The 21470-nt window shown below is 51.6% G+C and carries 21 protein-coding genes; 13 read left to right on the top strand and 8 right to left on the bottom strand.

Going from position 1 to position 21470, the window contains the following annotated elements:
- Positions 1-137: 137 nt before the first annotated feature.
- The 12 genes from C1A11_RS04640 (at position 138) to C1A11_RS04580 (ending at position 9608) form a co-directional block, all read left to right on the top strand.
- A complete protein-coding gene (locus tag C1A11_RS04640) occupies positions 138-881 on the top strand; it encodes a hypothetical protein (protein WP_102049305.1) in 744 nt (247 codons plus the stop codon).
- Between the two features lie 322 nt (positions 882-1203).
- Positions 1204-2067: a YitT family protein gene (locus tag C1A11_RS04630; protein WP_102049300.1), complete on the top strand. Its 864-nt coding sequence runs from the start codon at positions 1204-1206 to the stop codon at positions 2065-2067.
- A gap of 40 nt (positions 2068-2107) precedes the next feature.
- A complete protein-coding gene (locus C1A11_RS04625) occupies positions 2108-2878 on the top strand; it encodes a sulfite exporter TauE/SafE family protein (RefSeq protein ID WP_102049299.1) in 771 nt (256 codons plus the stop codon).
- A gap of 600 nt (positions 2879-3478) precedes the next feature.
- Positions 3479-3802 (top strand): cyclic-di-AMP receptor, encoded by a 324-nt coding sequence (locus C1A11_RS04620; protein ID WP_102049297.1) that lies wholly within the window; start codon positions 3479-3481, stop codon positions 3800-3802.
- Positions 3802-4731 (top strand): hypothetical protein, encoded by a 930-nt coding sequence (locus C1A11_RS04615; RefSeq protein WP_102049296.1) that lies wholly within the window; start codon positions 3802-3804, stop codon positions 4729-4731. Before C1A11_RS04620 ends, C1A11_RS04615 begins: the two co-directional genes overlap by 1 nt.
- Positions 4732-4811: 80 nt before the next feature.
- Positions 4812-5699: a PSP1 domain-containing protein gene (locus C1A11_RS04610; RefSeq protein ID WP_102049294.1), complete on the top strand. Its 888-nt coding sequence runs from the start codon at positions 4812-4814 to the stop codon at positions 5697-5699.
- Positions 5700-5900: 201 nt separating this feature from the next.
- The gene (locus C1A11_RS04605) at positions 5901-6071 is read left to right on the top strand and encodes a DUF362 domain-containing protein (RefSeq protein ID WP_102049292.1); all 171 of its coding nucleotides are present in this window, start codon (positions 5901-5903) and stop codon (positions 6069-6071) included.
- 120 nt (positions 6072-6191) lie between these two features.
- Positions 6192-6908: a tRNA1(Val) (adenine(37)-N6)-methyltransferase gene (locus C1A11_RS04600; protein WP_102049291.1), complete on the top strand. Its 717-nt coding sequence runs from the start codon at positions 6192-6194 to the stop codon at positions 6906-6908.
- Positions 6908-7744 (top strand): 16S rRNA (cytidine(1402)-2'-O)-methyltransferase, encoded by an 837-nt coding sequence (gene rsmI, locus C1A11_RS04595; RefSeq protein WP_102049290.1) that lies wholly within the window; start codon positions 6908-6910, stop codon positions 7742-7744. The genes C1A11_RS04600 and rsmI overlap by 1 nt, the downstream gene beginning before the upstream one ends.
- Before the next feature lie 55 nt (positions 7745-7799).
- On the top strand, positions 7800-8276 hold the full coding sequence (locus tag C1A11_RS04590) for a metallophosphoesterase (protein ID WP_102049289.1): 477 nt from the start codon (positions 7800-7802) through the stop codon (positions 8274-8276).
- Positions 8277-8290: 14 nt separating this feature from the next.
- Entirely contained in the window at positions 8291-8992 is a 702-nt protein-coding gene (locus C1A11_RS04585) for a flavodoxin family protein (RefSeq protein ID WP_102049287.1), read from the top strand.
- An 82-nt stretch (positions 8993-9074) separates the two neighbouring features.
- Entirely contained in the window at positions 9075-9608 is a 534-nt protein-coding gene (locus C1A11_RS04580) for a CDP-alcohol phosphatidyltransferase family protein (RefSeq protein ID WP_102049285.1), read from the top strand.
- A gap of 195 nt (positions 9609-9803) precedes the next feature.
- On the opposite strand, the gene C1A11_RS04575 is transcribed toward C1A11_RS04580, so the two are convergent.
- The 8 genes from C1A11_RS04575 to C1A11_RS04540 form a co-directional block, all read right to left on the bottom strand.
- Entirely contained in the window at positions 9804-10088 is a 285-nt protein-coding gene (locus C1A11_RS04575; RefSeq protein ID WP_102049283.1) for a hypothetical protein, read from the bottom strand.
- A gap of 163 nt (positions 10089-10251) precedes the next feature.
- Positions 10252-11223: an ABC transporter substrate-binding protein gene (locus C1A11_RS04570; protein WP_102049282.1), complete on the bottom strand. Its 972-nt coding sequence runs from the start codon at positions 11221-11223 to the stop codon at positions 10252-10254.
- 97 nt (positions 11224-11320) lie between these two features.
- Positions 11321-12364, bottom strand: a complete 1044-nt coding sequence (locus C1A11_RS04565) for an ABC transporter permease (protein WP_102049280.1) — start codon at positions 12362-12364, stop codon at positions 11321-11323.
- Between the two features lie 36 nt (positions 12365-12400).
- On the bottom strand, positions 12401-13915 hold the full coding sequence (locus tag C1A11_RS04560) for a sugar ABC transporter ATP-binding protein (RefSeq protein ID WP_102049278.1): 1515 nt from the start codon (positions 13913-13915) through the stop codon (positions 12401-12403).
- A gap of 253 nt (positions 13916-14168) precedes the next feature.
- Positions 14169-15620 carry an ATP-binding cassette domain-containing protein gene (locus C1A11_RS04555; protein WP_102049277.1) on the bottom strand — a complete coding sequence of 484 codons (1452 nt, stop codon included), beginning with the start codon at positions 15618-15620 and terminating at the stop codon, positions 14169-14171.
- Positions 15617-16654 (bottom strand): sensor histidine kinase, encoded by a 1038-nt coding sequence (locus tag C1A11_RS04550; protein WP_102049276.1) that lies wholly within the window; start codon positions 16652-16654, stop codon positions 15617-15619. Before C1A11_RS04550 ends, C1A11_RS04555 begins: the two co-directional genes overlap by 4 nt.
- 65 nt (positions 16655-16719) lie before the next feature.
- Complete coding sequence (locus C1A11_RS04545) at positions 16720-18321, bottom strand: response regulator transcription factor (RefSeq protein WP_102049274.1); 1602 nt, start codon at positions 18319-18321, stop codon at positions 16720-16722.
- On the bottom strand, positions 18318-19307 hold the full coding sequence (locus tag C1A11_RS04540) for an ROK family protein (RefSeq protein ID WP_102049273.1): 990 nt from the start codon (positions 19305-19307) through the stop codon (positions 18318-18320). Before C1A11_RS04540 ends, C1A11_RS04545 begins: the two co-directional genes overlap by 4 nt.
- 432 nt (positions 19308-19739) lie before the next feature.
- Between C1A11_RS04540 and C1A11_RS04535 the strand changes: the two genes are divergently transcribed.
- The gene (locus tag C1A11_RS04535) at positions 19740-21338 is read left to right on the top strand and encodes a peptide chain release factor 3 (protein WP_102049272.1); all 1599 of its coding nucleotides are present in this window, start codon (positions 19740-19742) and stop codon (positions 21336-21338) included.
- Positions 21339-21470 lie beyond the last annotated feature (132 nt).

Raw genomic sequence — 21470 nt, 5'->3', positions numbered from 1 at the left:
GTAAAATAGCAAAACGCTACCATCGGCTTTGAAGACCGCCTGGATCCATCTTTTTTTCAAAACTGCTTCTCTTTTTCTTATTGGCCGGATAGATTTAAAATGATGGTGTTTTTTGGTGTGCGCAAAGGAGCAGATAGATGAGAGTATTGGTGTTGATTGCCCTGATGGCGGTATTGCTGTTCTCCTCGTGTGGGATTTCTGGCGAACAATTGTCTTCCGGCAGTTCTTCTTCCGTTTCTGTGGCGGTGGAGGGAGAAGTGCTGGGTCCCACCTTGCCACCGCTAGGGCCGGGCACTACCAGTGGAAAACTGGAGGAGCACTTTCACCCATTGATGCCGCCGGAGCAAGCGCTGCCGGACGGTGTGGTGACAACGGAAACGCTGGAAAAAGAGGTGCCGAATGTACTGATACTCTCCATCGAATTGCCCGGCCTTGCGCCAAGCTATGCACAAGCAAAAAGGCTCAACGGTCAAATCCGGGCAGATTACGCGGTCTATCTGGATGCAAAACCAGAGGACTATCCAAACCTTATCTGCGGTTACGTATTCCCTGTTTGCGAAATTCGTTACCGGGTTTATAATTTAAACGGAATTTATGAATTTTGTGTATTTACAGAATTTTATTCGGCACTGGGCTCTGGGGTGGAAAGCGGAGTGCGCCGCTATTACTATGACACGAACAAAGATAAGATGCTGACCGAAACAGAATTTTTTGACGTTTTGGGTTATACGCCAGAGCGCATTCGGGCGGAAATGCAGCAGAAATATGGTTTTACGGAGGAGGAAATGCCGCCTTATTTGGAGCCCTACGTTTGTCAGCAATTTTTCTTTGATGAAAAGGGTACACTGATTATTCGGACGCAGCCGGATGGAGAAGAATAGCTTTTCTTTTAGCGCAACAAGAGTAAAACAGAATATGCTCTCGCGGCAGGCCGATTGCAACAAGCAGTCACCTGCCGCAATTTTTACGCTGATGTGGAGCGGCGGAGCAAAGACAGCACGTGATAAAAAAGCACGGCGCAGCAGCAAGAAAAAGAAACATAAAATTTAGCTGCATAAAGGGCAATCCTCTATCTCTTTTGCGAAAAAAACGGTATAATAAAAATGTTGGCCTTTCCACAAGATACAAAAACACCTGGCCTAAAAAGTAAAAAAGAGCCGCCCTGTTTTACAAGGGGCAGAGATAAAGAAGGAGCCCGAAGTGATGAAAACGGAAAAGCTTCAATCGATCTTATTAGATCTGCTTTATGATGTTATCGGCAGTACCCTTTTTTCTATCGGCATTTATACCTTTGCGAAAAGCAGCGGATTTGCAACCGGCGGCTTTTCCGGCCTTGGGCTTATTCTAAACTATATTACGGGTCTTCCCATCGGTATCATTACCTTTTTGCTCAATATTCCGGTTATCATACTCAGCTATCGCATGCTGGGCAAACGGTTCCTGGTGAAAAGTATCCGTACGATGATTATTCAAACCATCATTCTGGATATGGTTATTCCGAAGTTTCCGGCTTACACCGGTAATCAGCTGCTGGCATCTATTTTCTGCGGCGTATTCGTGGGTGCGGGCATGGTGCTTATTTTTATGCGTGGCTCTTCTACCGGTGGCAGCGATTTTCTGGTGCTTTCGCTGCGCAAGCTACTGCCCCATATGTCGATTGGCCAGTTTAACCTGTTGCTGGACGGCGTAGTACTCGCACTTGGCGGCGTAGTATACGGCAATATTGATGCGATGCTTTACGGGTTAATCTCCACCTATGCCTGTGCACAGGTAATTGACCGGGTAATGTATGGTGCAGGCAGCGGAAAGCTCGCTTTTATCGTAACCCGAGACGGAATGGAAACTGCCGGGCAAATCAGCAAGGTGCTCGGTCGTGGCTCCACGCTTGTCAAAGCAATCGGCACGTTTTCTGGCACGCCGCACGACCTGCTGCTTTGCGCTTGTAGCCGCAACCAGATTTTTAGGGTGCGCAGTCTCGCCCACCAGGTAGACCGCGATGCTCTGGTTATGATTTCGGAAGTAGACGAAGTATACGGCGAGGGCTTTAAGCCGCCACCGGAAAACTGAGTTTTTATCAAATAAAAGAATCACCAAAGGACGGCTGCTTATGTTAACACAAGAATTACTGCGCACTCTGATGATCGTTTGCCCGCTGGTTTTCGTTGCTGGATTTGTAGATTCGGTTGCGGGCGGCGGCGGGTTGATTTCTCTTCCAGCGTATCTTTTTTCCGGGCTGCCGATTCATATCGCTTACGGCACCAACAAGTTTTCGAGCTGCTGCGGCACAGCAGTTGCCACTGCCAAATATTTGCGCAGTGGGTACATAAGCGCCCGGGTGGCACTGCCGTCCGCACTCAGTGCCCTGGTGGGCAGCTGGATTGGCTCTAAGCTGGTGCTGATTTCGAGCGAACGCTTTTTACAGATTTGCTTAATGTGCGTTTTGCCGGTGGTTGCTGTGTTTTTGCTGTTTAACCGCAATTTCGGCAAAGAAACCAATGCTCGCACCTATTCGCAAAAAAGCCTGATGACGCGTGCAATTTTGATTGGCCTGGTGATTGGCTGGTACGACGGCTTTTTTGGTCCCGGCACAGGCACTTTTCTTGTAATTGCCTTTACCGGGCTGATGGGAATGACCTTGACCAATGCAACCGGCAACACCAAAGTAGTGAATCTTGCTTCTAACGCGGCGGCGCTGGCTACTTATCTGGTAGGCGGTGCGGTGCTGCTGCCGGTGGCAATTCCTGCGGCCATTTGCAATATTGCGGGCAACTACCTGGGTGCATCGCTGGCCATTAAAAAAGGCTCTAAATTTATCCGTCCGCTTATTTTTTGCTCAATCGGATTACTGATGGTCAAAATTGTGGGAGACTTTTTCTGATACTCTTTGTTATATTTTGGATAAGAATAACCGCGACTTTCACGGCGCATCCCAAACATAAGGTTGGGTGCGCCGTTTTTATATGCTGGGTTTATATAAAATAGAACCCGCTGTAAGAAAAACACAAGCTGCAAAAGAGAGAAATTTGCCGGTTAGCAGGTGTGCAGATTGTCAAAAAAACGCATTGTCAAGGACTTTTTGTAAAATTGCAACATTTGTTCAAAAAATGAATATTCGGTTGTTTTAGTACTCATTTTATACTACTGCTAACCCGCATAAAGATAAGGGAAAGTATGGAAAATGATTTACAAAGCGTATAGAATTGCTTTCCACGGAATGTTGAAAACTCTGTTGAAAATGTTGATAAGTGCGGTTTTCAATAGATAGTTTTCCACAATCAGCCATTTTAGGGGCAAGTAAGAACAACTGATTGTTGAAATCTCGGTTGAGATGGTGGAATGTTTTTGCATAAGAGCCTTTACTTCAAATGTCCATAATCCTGTATATCGAAGACGGGTAACGCAAAAAAGTGGAAATTTGCACCGAAAGGTGATAAAATAAAAGTGACCACAAATCCATATGAAAAGGGAGGTTCTCGTTATGAAAATGATTACCGCTATTGTGAATAAAGAGGACGCCGGTGCGGTTTCTTCCGCGCTGACCAAAGCGGGTTACATGGTGACCAAGCTGCCCACCACCGGTGGCTTTTTGTTGGCAGGCAACAGCACGCTGATGATTGGCACCGAGGACGAGAAGGTCGACCGGGCGATTCAGATTATTTCTGACCACTCGAAACAACGCAAAGAGATTGTGCCTTCTACAGCTTCGTACGGCATTGGCGTAACCACAGCTTACCCGCTGGAAGTTACAGTGGGCGGTGCGACTGTTTTTGTCACCAACGTTGAGCGTTTTGAAAAGCTGTGATGTTGGACGCACTGCTGGGCAATGATGCGCTGAAAGCCGACCTTACCGCTGCGCTGCGGGAGGGCCGGCTTCCGCATGGTGTGCTACTTTGCGGCGCAGCAGGGCTTGGGCGCAATTTTGCCGCCCACCTGCTGGCTGCGGACTACCTCTATCCTCAAGGGGGCAGTGGTACGGCGCGCGTGCTGGAAGGCGCTTCGGAAGAATGCCTTTTGCTCTCGCCAGAGGGCGCGGGTAATATCATCCCGGTGGACAAGGTGCGCGAGGTGCGCGGCCGGGTACAGACCACCAGCCTTTTAACCGATGGCCGCGTGGTGCTGATTCGCGACGCACACCGAATGCAGGCTCCTTCAGCCAATGCATTGCTGAAATTACTTGAAGAGCCGCCGGAAGGCCTGCTTTTTGTTTTAACGACCGACAGCGAGGCTTCGATTTTGCCGACGATACGTTCGCGGTGCGCAGTATACACTCTCTCCCCCGTGCCGGTGCGAACCTGTGCCGAGCTGCTGGCGAAAGAGGGGGTCTCGATGGAGGCTGCTCGCTTACTTTGCGCGGTTTATGGCGGCGCAATTGGCAGCTGCCTCAAGGCACGCACCAAAGAGCGCCTTGCCAGCCTTGCGGATGCGCGTGATTTGCTGAATGCAGCGGTGCAAGGGCAAAGTTATACTTTGCTGCGATTGACAACACCGCTTACCAATAAAAAAGAACGAGAGCCGATTCGGCAGTTTTTGCAGGATACGGCAGATATGGCGGGCGCTGTACTTTCGGGTGTGGCGGTACCGCAACTTACCATTACGCCGCAACAAGCCGCGACGCTGCTGCCCCCCATACAGGAGGCGATGGCACGGCTTGCAGCCAACGGCAACGTAAAGCTGCTGCTGACGCTTTTATGCGCGCAGCTTGCCGGAGATGCGGTGTTTCTTCCCTCTTGAATCTTTGCCCGAAATTTTGCCGCAGGGCAAAGGCATGACACCTTCCCCGCGGCGGCAGCGGAAAGGAAATAACCAGAATTATGGTGAAAGTTGTAGGCATCCGCTTTAAAACAGGCGGAAAAGTGTACTATTTCGACCCGGGCGAGCTGCCGCTGAAAAAAGAGGAGTTTGTCATTGTCGAAACTGCCCGCGGCACCGAGTGCGGCGAGGTAACCCAGGCTGTGCATTCCGTACCGGATATTAGCATCACCAAGCCACTGAAGCGCGTAGTGCGCATGGCAGACGATGTGGATGTGCGCAAAATGCGGCAAAACCGCGAAGACGAAAAGCGCGCCTTTACCATTTGCGAAGAGCGCATTGCCAAACATAAGCTGGAAATGAAGCTTATCGACGTGGAGTATGCGTTTGACCGCAGCAAAATTTTGTTCAACTTTACAGCTGATGGACGTGTGGATTTCCGCGAGCTGGTCAAAGACCTTGCCGGTGTATTTCGCACTCGCATCGAGCTGCGCCAAATTGGCGTGCGCGATGAAAGCAAGATGCTTGGTGGTCTTGGCATTTGCGGGCAGCCGTTTTGCTGCAACCGCTTTTTAACGGATTTTCAGCCGGTTTCCATCAAGATGGCAAAAGAACAGGGGCTTTCGCTTAACCCCACCAAAATCAGTGGCAGCTGCGGCCGCCTGATGTGCTGCCTGGCATATGAGCAGAATGCGTACGAGTATCTCAACAGCATTACTCCCACTGTCGGCAGCTATGTAAAAACGCCGGACGGTGAGGGTACGGTGTGTGAAACCAACCCTATCTCCGGCAATATTAAAATTCGTCTGGACAAAACGCCGGAGATCCCTAAGCCCTACACTCGCGAAGAAGTCGAGTTGCTGCGTGCTGCTTCACGCAGAGCAAGCGAAAAAAAGCGCCGTGGTGGCGATAAAAAGAAACCGGCACCGGCACCCAAAGAAGAAAAATAACCAAATTTTTTGGTGCGGGCTTGAGGTAGATGTTGATACTGCCCGATGAACGTCCGGTTTTGGCAAAATGCCCCAGACTTTCGGCCAAAATTGCGGCTTGCGCCCCTTTCCGAAAGTGTGTTAAATTTGTAACAGGGCGTAAAAAACAGTTGATTATTTTGCGTTTTGTGTTAGAATAAAATAAATTGGAGGTGTAAACAAATGGCATACAAAATTTCTGATGGCTGCATTTCCTGCGGCACCTGTGCAGGCGAATGCCCGGTAGGCGCAATCGCTGCTGGCGATAGCATTTATGTAATCGACGCTGGTGCTTGCATCGATTGCGGTACATGTGCAGGCGCTTGCCCTGTTGGCGCGATCCAGCCGGAATAATTGATCAAAAAAATCAGGGTGGGCATCAGCTCACCCTGATTTTTTTGCTTGCTTTGTGCAGAAACTTTTCTGTACAGCTACACCTTTACCAAAACCAAACAAAACGAAAAGGAACGACCCATGCCCGAAACAACAACAGCAACCGAATATCTCGCAAACGGAACCGCCGTGCGGGTTACACAAAAACACCGGTTTGGTACCGATGCTATGCTGCTAAGCGCATTTTGCGGCGTGCACAGGGACTGGTCCGCCTGCGACCTTGGTAGTGGCTGCGGCATTATTCCGCTGCGCTGGCACGATATGGGCCACCGTGGGCGCGCCGTTGGCGTAGAGCTTTCGCCTGAGGGTGCACAGCTGCTACGCGAGGCCGCAGAAGAGCTGGGGCATATCACCTCGGTTTGTGCTGACCTGCGCACGCTACAGCTGGAGGGCAATTTTGATGTTGTATCCTGTAACCCGCCCTACTTTACGGGAGGATTTCGTTCCCAAAAGCCGGGGCGCAGCGAGGCCCGACACGAAGTTACCTGCACGGTTGCAGACGTAGCAAACACGGCTGCACGGCTATTGAAAGATGGCGGCAGGCTTTGCCTTTGCAACCGACCTGAGCGCCTGTGTGATTGTATGGCAGCAGCAAGGCTGGCAGGGCTGGAACCCAAACGCCTGCGTTTTGTGCGCCAGCGGGCTGACCTGACTGAAACACCTTGGCTGTTTTTGTTGGATTGCCGCAAGGCGGGCAAGCCGGGGCTTCACCTGCTGCCAGACCTTGTAGTAGAAGATGAAACAGGTGGATTTTCGGCAGAGATTCTTCAAATTTACGGAAAAAAGGAGGCCTTGTAATGGCCGGTACTTTATATATTGTGGCAACCCCAATCGGTAACCTCAGCGATATGACGCCGCGCGCGGCAGACACCTTTGCCAAAGCCGATTTTATTGCCGCCGAGGATACTCGCGTTACCTTAAAATTGCTGAACCATCTCGGGCTGAAAAAGCCGATGGTGAGCTATTATGAGCACAACCTCAAAGAGCGGGGCGAGATGATTCTTCGCCGGGTCGAGGCTGGCGAGTCCTGTGCGATGTGCTCGGATGCGGGCATGCCTGCCGTAAGCGACCCGGGCGAGCTGCTGGTGCACGATGCACTGGCCCGCGGCATAACGGTGGTGCCGGTGCCGGCAGCTTCGGCTGCGGTTACGGCACTTGCTGTTTCTGGCCAGCCGACAGGGCGCTGGTGCTTTGAAGGTTTTTTGCCGATGAACAAGCGTCAGCGGCGAGAGCGGTTAGAAGAAACTCGCACCGAGCAGCGCACGATGATTTTTTACGAAGCGCCGCACAAGCTGCCCTCTACCCTCACCGATATGCTGGCCGCTTACGGTGATCGCAGCGTAACCATCTGCCGTGAGCTGACCAAGCTGCACGAGCAGATTTGGAAAACCACACTGGGCGAAGCGCAGGTATTTTATCAGGAGAACGCACCGCGCGGCGAGTTTGTGCTGGTGCTGGCGGGTGCGGAACCAGAAGAGCCGGAAGAACAAACCCTCGATGATGCCATTGATCTCGCCGAAGCGCTGGCTGCCGGTGGGCTTGCGGTTTCGGCAGCTTGTAAAGAGGCCGCTGCAAAAACGGGCTTTCCCAAAAGCGAGATTTACCGCGCGCTAACCCAGCGCCGCGAAAGCTGAAAATTTCCATAAAAGCCGAAGCGCACAGCTGCGGCTAAAAGAGGGATAAAACGCGATGAAACTTTTAATCGTCTCAGATACTCATGGCAATCTGCTTGCGCTGGAAGAGGCCGTCAAGCGGGAGCAGGACGCAGAATTTGTGCTGCATCTCGGCGATGGATTGTACGACCTTGAAGCGGTGCGGCACACCATGCGCTGCCCTCAGGCCTACCCCGTGCGCGGCAACTGCGACTTTGACCGCACGATGCCATCTGAACGGCTTTGCGGCTTTGGCGGCAAGCTGATTTTCTTCACGCATGGCAACGGCTACGAGGTGAAGATGACAACCGGCGCATTGCTCTCTACCGCAAAGCAGCGCGGTGCAGACATTGCGCTGTTTGGGCATACGCATCTGCCCTATTACGCTTATACCGACGGTGTTTACCTGTTCAATCCCGGTGCACTTTCGATGTCGCAGTCCGGCCGATGCACCTACGGCACACTGATGCTGGAAGAAGGCAAAGAGCCTGTTTTCACTCATCACGAGCTGTAACAAAGGAGGAGCGTATGAAGATTGTCATTTTGCACGGCCAGAGGCATAACGGCAGTACCCGCCATATTGCAGAGCAGGTGGTTGGGTTGGTGGCAGGCCCTGCAGACGAAATAGAGCACTTTTATTTTGTAGAAAATAAAGCTTGCGTTGGATGTTTTGGATGTATTTTGCACGGAGAAGAAGCCTGCCCGCATTTTGAAGAAAACCAGCCTGTCCTTGCAGCATTGCACGAGGCGGATTTGATTGTTTTGGAATCGCCCTGCTATTGTATGGGGATCAGCGGGCAGCTCAAGATTTTTCTGGACCATATGGCCTGGCGTTGGATGGTGCATCGCCCAGACAAAACGATGTTCCATAAAGTGGGTCTGGTGGTTTCTACTGCTGCGGGTGCCGGCGCCGGCAAGGTAACCAAAGATTTGGCCCAGCAGCTTTTTTATTGGGGTGTACCAAAGGTATATCGTATCGGACTTAGTGTCAATGCTGCAAGTTGGGAAGAGGTTTCCCCCAAAAAACGTGCCGAGATTGATCGCCAAGCGGCAGCCTGTGCAGCAAAACTGCACCGCGAGCTGATGCGCGGCCCCCGGGTGGGACTACGCACGAGAGTAGTTTTTTCTGCTATGCGTATGAGTCAAAAAGGCAACCAATGGAACCCGACCGACAAGACGCATTGGCAGCAGGCCGGATGGTTGGGCAACGCGCGACCCTGGAAAGAGTAAAAGAATACATAAAAAGCGAAACCGCCCAGCTGCGTGTTTCGCTTTTTTCAATCATACAAAAAATGAGTAATGGAAGAGTTTTATGATGAACCAACTTGCAAATGTAATCACCTCTACCCGTTTTTTCTTTGCAGTGATTATGGTGTGCGCAGAGCCTTTTTCGGGGCTGTTCTGGGCAGCATACGCAAGTGGAGGATTGAGCGATATCTTAGATGGAGTTGTTGCGCGGCGGCTGAACCAGCAAACCGAGCTTGGCGCAAAGCTGGATAGTTTTGCAGATATCGCTTTTGGATTTGCGCTTTTTATTTTCGCAGTAAAAAGCAAAGTGCTGCCCCGGTGGATTTGGATGTTTGCGGCCATTATCTTTGTGTTGCGCGTTTTTGCTTATGGCGCAGGATATTATAAATATGGCACCTTTTCTTCGCTTCATACCTATTTGAACAAAGCCACCGGGCTGCTGATTTTTTTGTTTCCAGTAGCCTATATGCTGTTCGGGATGACAGCTACGGGGCTGCTCGTCGGAGCACTGGCATTTGCTTCTGCTGTGGAGGAGTTGATTCTTACCTTAAAAGAGCCAACACTGAACCGGAACCGAAAAAGTATGTTTATGAAGTAGCTACTGATGCATCAGTGTGCGAAAAAATAAAAGGCACCATCGAGAAAACAGTCGGTGGCGCCTTTTGATTTTGTAGAAAAGTATGTAACCGCAGCACAGGCCGTGCAGTATATGCTCCATTGTGGGTATGCACACCCGCAAATCTCTGCAAGAGCAAGCCACACAGATAAGGCCTTGCCAGTGACGCGCTGCAAGCTAGTTCATCCACAGGGTCATCAGTGGTACGGCAAGCCCAACTAAGCTGACGAAAGCGTAGCTTTTGTTTTCCGAGTCTTTGAGATAAAAGCACATCCCGCCCATCGAAATGAGAAACGGAATGGCGACAGCAAAAGCTTTGGGCATAAAGTTTTGGCGCGCGCCGCCAGAGCCGATTTGCATCGCCACCTGAGGCGGTAATACAGCCCACTGCACGATGAGCCAAAGGATAGATAGCACCAGCACTGTGATAAAAAGCAAAAGTTTTTTCTTTTTTGTATCCATATAAATTCTCCTCACAGATTATCAGCATATCATTTAGAAGTCTATCTAATTATATGCTGTTGCTTTTGCTGCGTCAAGTATTTTATAAAAGACAAAACCGGCATTGCCCGTGGTAGGCAATGCCGGTTTCTATTTGGCTTTAATGTGGACTTATGAGAAACAATTAAGCAAGCTCTTTGGTAACAACGGTAACGCCGGTGTCAACATTTGCTTCGCCTTTAAAGGTGCCAGCCAAAACTTCAGCAGCGGTCATCATGCCGTCGTGGCCCATAACGTCGGGGTTCTGAGCCATGGTGCACAGCAGATAGCCGTCTTTGATGAGGGTGAGGATTGCGTCGGATTTATCGAAGCCAGCGCCGATGATTTTGCCGGAACCGTCTTCTTTGATGGCATTGCCAACACCAACGGTAGAGCCTTCATTTGCGCCGAACAGGCCAACGCAGCCCTGAGCGATGAAGTTGGTTGCAGCGTCCTGAGAGCGGGAAGCATCGCCGTCGCAGTACTGGGTCTCGAGCAGCTCGAAATCAGTGCCTTCGAAAGCAGCGCGGAAGCCCTCTTCGCGAGCAACGGTGGAAGCGGTAGCGGTGTTAACAGAAACGATGCCGATTTTGCCAGAGGTGGTGCCAGCATCTTTGAGTGCTTTAATCAGCTCGGTGCCAGCGGTGCTGCCTGCTGCCTTGTTGTCGGTAGCAAGGGTCTGCTCTGCGTCAAAGTTAGCGGGAGAGTCAACGTAAATGATTTTTACGCCAGCGTCAGCAGCTTCCTGCAGGGCAGAGGTAACAGCGTCGGGGCCGTTTGCTGCAAGCAGCAGAGCCTGTGCGCCGTCAGCAACAGCATTGTTGATGAGCTCAATCTGTTTTGCATCGTCTTTCACGTCGGGTGCAGACCAGGTGTAGTCAATTTTCACGCCTTTGTCAGCCAGCTCTTTTACAGCTGCCTGGCAGCCTGCGTTAACATTAACCCAGTGCTGATCCATCTGGTCCATGGTGATTAGATAAACTTTGTAGCTTTCGCCTGCAGCAGCTGCAGAAGAAGCCGGTTTGGAAGCAGCGGGTGCAGAAGATGCGCTGCCGCCGCAAGCGACGAGACCAAGGGCCATCGCGCAAGCAAGAACGAGTGCAAGTGTCTTTTTCATTGTTCAATAACCTCCGTTTTTTCCTTTTTCGAACGGTGGGAAAACCGTTCTTCATCAATCAAAGCAAATTGCTTTAATTACAAGCTTGGGGCGGCGTTTATGCCTTGGTGGCAGCCGCAGGGGAATCCAGTTTCTTCTTGCGGGGTTTGCCGGTACGGACGATAACGTCCATGAGTACCGAAACAACAACGATAACGCCGATGACGATGTTACGGATAGCAACCTGTGCGCCCGCAAACTGCAGACCATTCTGCAATACCTGCCAAATCGAAGCGCCGATGACGGTGCCGAGCAGAATGCCCTGACCGCCGAGAGTGGATACACCGCCGATAACCGAGGCAGCAACCGCATACATCTCGTAAGCGTTGCCGGCGTCCATGGTGCCGGTGCCGGTGGTTGCGCAGGTGATAAGGCCAACGACGCAGGCACAGAAAGCGCTGACGATGTAAGCTTTGGTGGTGGTAGCGATGACATTTACACCGGAAAGCTTTGCAGCGTCGATATTGCTGCCAATGGCGTAGATGTGACGGCCCGTACGGGTTTTAGAGAGCAAGAAGTTGAAAAACAGCCACAGTACAATGGCAATCAGCACGCCGGAATACAGCGTGAAATCGCCTGCCTGGAACACTTTACCGGCATAGAAGAACTTCTGGAAACCCTTTGCTTCTGCGCCGATGAAGTTGGTGTTGTAGTTGTTATTGGAAATCTGTGCAATGCCGCGGGCAATTGTCATGGTGCCGAGCGTTGCGATGAAAGGCGGGAGTTTACAGCGAGCAACCAGCTCGCCGTTGATGACACCGATGACCAGGCAGCAGACCATTGTGATCAGTACTGCGACCCACGGGTTAACTCCTTTGGTCATCAAGGTGGCAGAAATCATACAGCTCATGCCGATGACCGAACCAATCGACAAGTCGATATTGCCGGTGATGAGAACATAAGACTGGCCGATGCCGATGATAAGAATGGGGACAATCTGCCGCAGCAGGTTGCCGACGTTACGGCTGGAGAAGAAGGTGGGGTTCAAGATGCCGAACACCACACAAAGCACGATAAGGCCGCAGGTGACAGTGACTACCTGGCCCATGCCGCGCACCGACATCATTTTTTTGATGGGGCTCTGTTTTGCAGTTTTTTCCATGATACTGACCTTTCCTTTCTGGGACTGCGCTAACACTCAGGACTGAGTGACGCCGACTTTGGCTTCAAACTGGGTGGCATATTCCAGAATTTCGTTCTGGGTTGTCTGCTGCGCATCGACTTCGCCGGTGATGCGCCCGTCACACATAACAATAATGCGGTCTGCGATGCCCATGACCTCCGGCATTTCGGAAGAAACGAAAAGCACGCCAATGCCCTGCTGCTTGAGCTCATTCATCAGGTTGTAAATCTCAACCTTTGCAGCAACGTCGATACCGCGGGTCGGCTCATCAAAAATAACCAGACGAGAGTTGCGTGCAAGCCATTTTGCCACAACTACTTTTTGCTGGTTGCCGCCCGAAAGGCTGCCGGCATCTACCTCTGCGGTAGGCAGTTTGATGCGCAGGTCTTCAATGGCTTTCGCGGTCATGACTGCTTCTTTCTTTTTATCTACAACGCCCAGCGGGTTGCAAAGAATATCAAGGTTTGGCAGTGCGATATTATCGCGAATCGAAAGCTTGGTGCAAAGGCCGTCTTTTTTGCGGTCTTCCGGGGCAAGCACGATGCCTGCCTTAATCGCATCTTCGGGGCAGCGAATGTGGATGGCTTTGCCGTCCAGCAGCACTTCGCCCGAATCTTTGGCGTCAATGCCGAAGAGTGCGCGGGTGGTTTCGGTGCGGCCTGCGCCCATCAGCCCTGCAATGCCGACGATTTCGCCCGCTCGTACATTGAAAGACACGTTGCGCACCATGCGCCCGGCATTGAGGTTTTTAACTTCAAGGATGGTGTCTCCCAGTGTTGCTTCTACCCGGGGAAATTTTTCTTTGATTTCGCGGCCGACCATATTTGAGATGATTTCGCTCATCGTGAAATCTTTAAAATCGCCGCTGGTGATGTATTTACCGTCCCGCATGATGGTGACGCGGTCGATGATGTGCTGCAACTCTTCCAGACGATGTGAGATATAAACAATGCCGCAGCCCTCGCTTTTTAGCTTGCGGATAATCACGAACAAATCGTCAATCTCTTTGCTGGTCAGCGCTGAGGTGGGTTCGTCCATAATCAGAACTTTGGCATCGGTGGAGATTGCTTTTGCAATTTCGACCATCTGCTGTTTTGAAACCGCAAGGTCGCCCACGATGGTGTTGGGGTCAATGTCAATGTTTAAGCGGTCGAGCGCTGCTTTCGCCGCCGCGTTCATCTCTTTGGTGGCAAGTCGCCCGCCGTGGGTAATCTCTCGGCCGAGGAAAATGTTTTCGGCTACCGAGAGATGCTGGCACATATTGAGCTCCTGATGGATAATTGCGACACCCAAGGCCTGTGCTTTCTTCGGGTCCATATCACTTACGGCTTCTCCAAAAATCAGCATTTCGCCCTCATCGCGGGTGTAAACGCCGCTGAGGATTTTCATAAGGGTGGATTTACCGGCACCATTTTCGCCGAGTAACGCCATGACTTCTCCGGATTTCAGCTCAAAAGATACATCGTCCAGCGCCTTAACGCCCGGGAAGCTTTTGCTGATATGCCGCAGCTCTACAATCGTTTGCTGCATCAGATTCACCGACCTTTCTTGTTTTGCAGGTTCAGTATATCATTCTGGGCAGGGGTGTGCACAGGGGTCAGAATTTGGTTAAGGGGGGACAAATTTTTGAAGTTGCGCTTACCCATCGTCTGGTTGCACAACAAAATGATTTGCGCATTGTGCGTTTTGCTTTTTGAGCATAAAAAAACCGGCTGCCTGCGCAGCCGGAGAAAGATGCGAAAAGCCAAAGAGGGCAACAGGAGAAAAGGTTGCTGTGCGTTTTTTAGTGAGGCGGCAGATCGGCTAGCTCCGCAAAATCTTTTTGCGAATATTCGCGGCACAGCCTGCCGTTTTCCACCAGCAACAGCCGGTCAGCCACCAGCAGACAGTCTGAAAGGTTAACTGCGAGCAGCACCACGGCGATGCCCTTTTTTTGCAACAGATGAATTAAATCAATAATATGTCGCCGCAGGTACATATCGGCGCCCGAAAACGGTTGCACACAAAACACAATGCGGGGGTTATACAGATGGACGCTGTAATAGACGAGGTCGATGAGGTCGCGGGTATGCAGCAGGTCGATATTTTCGAGGTAGACAAAATCCCCGACAAACTGACGATACTCCTGCGCTACATTTTCGCGCAGCGTATGCCGTCGCCAAAGGTCGGGGCTTTTGCGCGCTGCGGCAAAACAGAGGTTATCGAGGTAACTCATCTCATGAAACAGCATGGTTTTTGCAGGATATTCGGTAATAAACGAAACCGGAGGGCAAGTTTTATGAGCAGCCAGTGAGGTGCCGTCCAGCAGAATTTCTCCAGCGGCAGGCGATTTTTCGCTGTTCATTACCGTAATCAAGTCATCAAAAATGCGGTTATCCATATCGAGCAGCGCCAGGCATTCGCCATGCCGCACCGAGAGCGAAAGCCCTTGCAACGCACCAAAACAGACGCCGGAGAGCCGCAATACTTCGGCTTCGTCGGTGGCGTCCCCTGGTGGGGGCAATTCGCGAGTGAAATCCAGCGAGTACCGCCACAGCAACTCGTTGGAAAAATCGCGCCGGTCCAGCACCCGCAGAATATGGCCGCTGCGCATCAGCGAGATGCGCTCGCAAACGGTAAACGCCTCTTCGTGATGGTTGCAAATGTAAAGGAATGCGATGCCTGCGGTGCGGGCATAATGGCGCATTAACCGGTGGAATTTTTGCAGTTCCATTGCACTGATGGCGGTGCTGATATCGCGCACGACAATCAGTTTTACGCCGGTAACTACGGCGCGCAGCAGTTCTACCACGCAGCTTTCGTACCGCGAAAGCCGCGACACGGGATCGCTTGCATGAAAAGAAAGATGCAGCTCTTCGGTAAATTGTCGTAGCTGCATTTCAAGCGTGTGCGGATTGATGAAATATTTTTTAAAGCCCCGTCGCAGCACAAAAATATTATCAGCAACGGTGAGGTCCTGCACAAGGTGGCTGCGCGGTTCAATAATTGCCACCGCGTTGCGCCCGCCCGCACTGTGCCGGTAGTTGTTTACCAGTGTTTCACGAAAGTAGATATAACCGTAATGAATCGGCGCGTTTTGGGTGATGACACGCAGCAATGTATCGCGCCCATGCGCGTTTTGGCAAAGCAGGCCCATAATTTCGCCCGCGTAAACATTCAGGTTAAAATCGTCCAGCTTGGTCATGCCGTCATCAATTAGGGTGACATGGCTCATGCGCAAAATTTCCTGTTTCATACACGGCTCCCGTCTTTTGCGCCGGCCCGCAGCCGGGGCAGGGTGAGCACCGCGTCGGTACCAATGCTCTCTGCGCTGTAAATGCAAAGGCCGTACTCTTCGCCAAACAGCAGCTTAATACGGTTGTTAACATTGGGCAGTGCAATGCCGCCCTTGCGCTGATGGCTGTCTGCCATGTAGTCTAGCGAACCGCCGCCCAGCTTTTTGTTCAGGGCCGCAAGCGAAGTGTTGTCCATTCCCACGCCATCGTCAGAAACAGTAATGAGCAGGCGTTTTTCGGTGCCTTCCACCTTAATGCGCACACGCCCCTTGCCCACTTTGCACTCAATGCCGTGGATAATCGCATTTTCAACGATAGGCTGCAGCGTCAGTTTGGGCAGCTGGCAGCAAAGCAGTTCCGGCTTGTCCTCTTCTTCCATCTCGACAACCAAATCGAGCCGGTCGCCAAAGCGGTATTTTTGAATGAAGAAATAGTTTTCGATATTTTCAAGCTCATCCTCCAGCGTAACAAGGTGCTCAAGGTTAGAGATGGTATAGCGGAAAAAGGTCGAGAGTGCTTCGGTCATATCGGCAACATTTTCAAGCCCCGCGCAAAGGGCTTCGCCGCGAATACCCTCAAGCGTGTTATATAGAAAATGGGGGTTGATTTGGTTTTGCAGTGCCAGATATTGCGCCTGCTTTTTGGTAGCGCTTAAAAATTCCGAATTGTTTAAAAACTTGCCCAGCCGGGCGATGGCCTTGTCCATTTCGGGGCTGACCGGGTAACGCAGGTCAAAAACACCCTCAACGGTGTATTCTGCCGAGAATAATTGCAGCATGCGCTCGGTTTCATAAAACGGGGCAATCAGACCGAAATACAGATAGAGCTGTAACAGTACAAACAGGCAGGTAAAAAGCACCGGCAGCAGGACCGAAAGCTGCATAGCTGAAAACAGCAACCAAATGACATAGAGCAGCAAAACAGAAAACAGCTCCAGCAGAAAAACCACCCGAAAAGCCCGGGTGGAAAGATAATTCTTTTTTTGAGGCTTCATGTAAGGCGCTCCTTTCCCGCAAGGTAATCGCGCGGCAAAACACAATATGTGGGCAGCTTTTGCGGTTAAGAGTAAAGTTTGCGGAACTCGCCCGGCTTAATGCCAGTCGATTTTTTAAAGGTTTTGGTGAAGTATTTTAAATCCAGATAGCCTACGGCCTCGCAGATTTCAGCAACCGAAAGCTTGCTTTCGCGCAATAATTCTTTCGCTTTGGCAATGCGTACTTCTGCAAGGTATTCTGTAAAGTTCTGACCGCACTCTTTTTTAAACAGAGAGCTGAAATAAGACGGGTTGAACCCGGCAATCCCAGACACTTCCTCCAGCGTCAGAGGCTGCGCGAAATGTTCCTGGATATATTGCTTTGCGGTACGAATCGGGCGGGTATCAGCAGCACGGCGCTCAGCGGCGACTGCATCCAGAGAAGCGGCGGCAGTTTCTCGCAGCAAGCGGAACAGTCCCGTTGCAGAGCCGCAAAGGTCTGCACGGGCAGAAAACTGCTCTTCGGTCAAAATCTCCGGCAGGTGAAAATCCAGCCGGTCGAGCCGGCGCAGATAAAGTGCATAGGCTTGCCTGGCGCCTTGCAGCACCGCTTCGCCGGAAAATCCGTCTGCGAGCAGATTATCTGAAAATTGTGCGAGTGCATCCAAGACTGCTTGTTGGTCAAGAATTTCCAGCCCGGCGTCAAGGCCACGTTCCAGCTCACCAAGGCGTGCGCGCAGCGGATGAGCATTTTCATCACGCGGGGGTGCAATCAGCAGCTGACCGCAGCCGGAAACCAGCCTCTGTGCGACAGCGCGCCCGGCAGATTCAAACGAATCGGCGATTTTATCCGGCGTTTCTACCGCATCGCCCAGCCCGATGGTAATCGTTGCCCCTGCTAGAAAGCTGTTCTGCATTGTCAGTTCGCCCAGCGCGTTTTTTAATGCACGGCGCAGTTCTTCACGCTGGTCTGGAGCAAAGTTGAGCACCCCGTAAGCACGAGAACCCTGAAAGCAGATTTCGGTATCATAGCAAAACGGACCCGCCGCTTCACGGAAAAGAGCAGACGTCTTTTCTTCCAGCAAGCTTAGTGCGCCAGAAGAAAAAGCCGAGAACTCGCAGTCCAGCTTGATGATAAATGCGGCAAAAAGCCCGGGCTGCATGGCATAATGGTAGTCTTGATTAAGCTCGCCGAGCGTATGGGGTACCGGGGTTTCGGCAAGCAGGTCTGCAAACAGGCCGCTGCGCAGTTTATCAATGTCACTCTGCAACCGCAGCCGCAGACGTTCTTCGGTAGAAATCTGCTCGGTACGGCGCAGGTGGCGGGCGCGCATCTTCTCAAGCGTGGCAGAAAGCTCGGCCTTTTTGATTGGCTTGAGCAGGTAGTCCCCCACACCGGATTTAATCGCAGTTTGCGCATATTCAAAATGACGGTAGCCGCTGATGATAACGAATTCAAGCGCTTCGTTTTCTGCTTTGGCACGGGCAATCAGTTCCAGACCGTCACAACCGGGCATACGGATGTCGGTAATCATCAAATCTGGCCCAAGGCTGCGCACTTTTTCAAGTGCTTCGATGCCGTTGGCTGCCGTGCCAACAATCTGCATATCAAAAGAAGCCCAATCCACCAAATTGCAGATGAGCTGGCAGACTTTCTCTTCATCATCTGCGATCAGCACCTTGATCATTGCGCGGTCCCCTCGCTTTCGGTGTGATATTGAGCAATCATCAGCGCTGCAATATCGCCTACGCTGTCGCCGAGTGCAGCGGGCAACACCTGGCACGCGGCCAACGCCTCTGGCAGACATTCCTTCTCCAGCACCGACTTAGCCGCGGGCCAGAGGTACGGATGGCAGCGGGCAAAAATGCTGCCGATGACAATTTTTTCAGGGTTTAAAAGGTCGATAAGCACCGCAAGACCCTGCCCCAACCGCTCGCCGGAATGGCGCAGCACCGAAAGTGCGGTTGCGTCCCCCACGGCAGCCGCAGCCCCAACCGATGCCGCAGTAATTCGGTTTAACTCATCTACGGTTTTGCAAAAAGCGGGTGCCAGCCCGCGGCGCAGCGCACTGCGGGCGTACTCTTGCCCCAGCCGGGCAATGCCGCCGCCGCTGCAAAAGCCCTCAAACGAGCCACGCTTGCCATAACCGATAGGGCCGTCCTCTGCCAGGCGGATATGTCCCAGCTCGCCTGCCATATCGCAGGCACCCTCATAAAGCCGACCGTTTAAAATAAGGCCGCCGCCAAGGCCGGTGCCAAAGGTCATGAAAATCATCGAATCTGCACCCTGCCCTGCGCCCATCTTCCATTCAGCCAGGGCACAAGCGTTCGCATCGTTACAGAGCCATGCGGGCAGACCGGTGGCCTGCTGCAACTTTTCTACGATTGCAATTTCATCCCAACCGGGCAAATTGGGCGGCGAGAGGATGAGTCCCCGCCTGCTCGACAGCGGCCCGCCGCAGGAGATACCAATACCGGCCGCCGGCGCCGAAAGCGTGGCGGTGAGTTCCAGAATATCTGCAATAAGGCCTTCTATCATTGCATTGGGTGTATATTCGGCAGTGGCGCGCGGCGTGCACTTTTGCAGCACCTGCACCCCCTGCCCGTCGGCTTCGCCGAGGCAAACGGCACATTTGGTGCCGCCGATATCTACACCGATTAATTTTTTGCTCATAGTACCCTCCTTGTACGGCGAAAACGAAGCCTGTCCGCCGTGCCGGTTTTAGTTTATAAAAGCCGTATGGCTTTATGTGCGTTGTTTTAAGCCGTGCTTCTGATTAGGATGTACCTTGATGTGCAAGGATAAAGCAGAAACAGCTAGCGGTTTTGCATTTATCATAAGGGATTTTTTTTTATTTTACAAGAATTCTCTCAAAAACCTCTTCCAAAATGCGTAAAACGGCGGTTCTACTTGATTATTTTCTGCCCGCGCGATACAATAAAGTGTCAATTCTGTTTTATAATACAAAGAAGAAACCGCAGATAAAACCACGGGTGCGCGCCAGAACGCGTAGCTTGTTTGCAGATTTTTTGCTGCAGTGGGTGCGCCTGCTTTTATTGGTGGTTCTATAAGCGACCATTATTTTGGTTTGGAGGAATACCCGAAGTGTCTAAATACGAACAAGAAATCAAAAAGCGCCGCACGTTCGCGATCATCAGTCACCCGGACGCCGGTAAAACGACCCTGACGGAAAAGTTCTTGCTGTACGGCGGAGCCATTCAGCTGGCCGGTACCGTTAAGGGCAAAAAAACACAGCGCGCCGCCGTGTCGGACTGGATGGAAATCGAAAAGCAGCGTGGCATTTCGGTCACCAGCTCGGTCATGCAGTTTAACTATGACGGCTTTTGCATCAATATCCTCGATACCCCGGGCCATCAGGATTTCTCGGAAGATACCTATCGCACGCTGATGGCGGCAGACTCAGCCGTTATGGTCATCGATGCTGCAAAGGGCGTAGAACGTCAGACCGAAAAGCTGTTTAAGGTTTGCTTGATGCGCGATATCCCCATCTTCACCTTCGTCAATAAGATGGACCGTGAGGCAATGAACCCGTTTGATTTGCTGGAAGATATCGAGCAGAAACTGGGCATTCGCACCTACCCGATGAACTGGCCTATCGGCTGTGGCAAAGAGTTTAAAGGTGTTTACAACCGCCACGATCGTGAGATTCTCTCCTATACCGAAACCGGTAGTGCCCTGGGCGGCCAGCACAAACTGGCAATTACCAAAGCAACGCTGGGCGACGAGAAGCTGGACGGGCTGATTGGTGCAGACCACCACGCACAGCTGGCAGAGGATATTGAGCTGCTGGACGGTGCAAGCTATGATTTCGACATGAACGAGATTCGCCATGCGAAACTTTCGCCCGTATTTTTCGGCAGTGCGCTGACCAACTTTGGTGTAGAGCCGTTTTTGCAGGAATTTTTGAAGATGACCACCCCGCCCCTTGCCCGCCATTCGGACGAGGGTGAAATTGACCCAATGAGTGATAATTTCTCGGCGTTCGTCTTTAAAATTCAGGCCAACATGAACAAGGCACACCGTGACCGTATTGCGTTTATGCGTATTTGCAGCGGCCGGTTTGAAAAAAATATGGAAGTGCTGCACCAGCAGGCTGGCCGTAAAGTTCGCCTTTCGCAGCCGCAGCAGATTATGGCGTCAGAGCGCGAAATGATTGAGGAAGCCTATGCCGGTGATATTATCGGCGTATTTGACCCGGGCATTTTTGCGATTGGCGACACCCTTTGCATGCCGAACGAAAAGTTCCGGTTTGAGGGCATCCCCACCTTTGCGCCAGAGCATTTTGCGCTGGTACGCCAGATTGATACGATGAAGCGCAAACAGTTCATCAAAGGCACCGAGCAGATTGCAAACGAAGGTGCGATTCAGGTGTTCCGTGACCTCGGTGGCGGCATGGAAGAGGTTGTGGTTGGTGTTGTTGGCCAGCTGCAGTTTGAGGTTTTCGAATACCGACTGAAAAACGAGTACAACGTAGATATTCGTATGGAGCATATGCCTCACCAGCACATTCGCTGGATTGAAAATGAGGACATCAACCCTAACCATCTCACCCTTAACTCAGACACGAAAAAGATACAGGATATGCACGGAAACAAACTGCTGCTTTTCACCAACAGTTGGAGCGTGCATTGGGCACTTGACCACAATGAGGGCCTGCGCCTTGCGGAGTTTGGCAAAAACTAAACCCAAAGACTATATTATACAACCTGAAAATGCCTGCCAACTGGTAACACAGCGGCAGGCATTTTTGTGATATATTGCGCAATCAGCGGAAAAAATTTTTGAGTAAGCGCAGAAAACCGTATAATTCAGATG

This window comes from Pygmaiobacter massiliensis (assembly GCF_900199435.1).
Taxonomy (GTDB): domain Bacteria; phylum Bacillota; class Clostridia; order Oscillospirales; family Ruminococcaceae; genus Pygmaiobacter; species Pygmaiobacter massiliensis.
The sequence above is the reverse complement of the archived record's forward strand: the minus strand, read 5'-3'. Positions and strand labels throughout refer to the sequence as shown.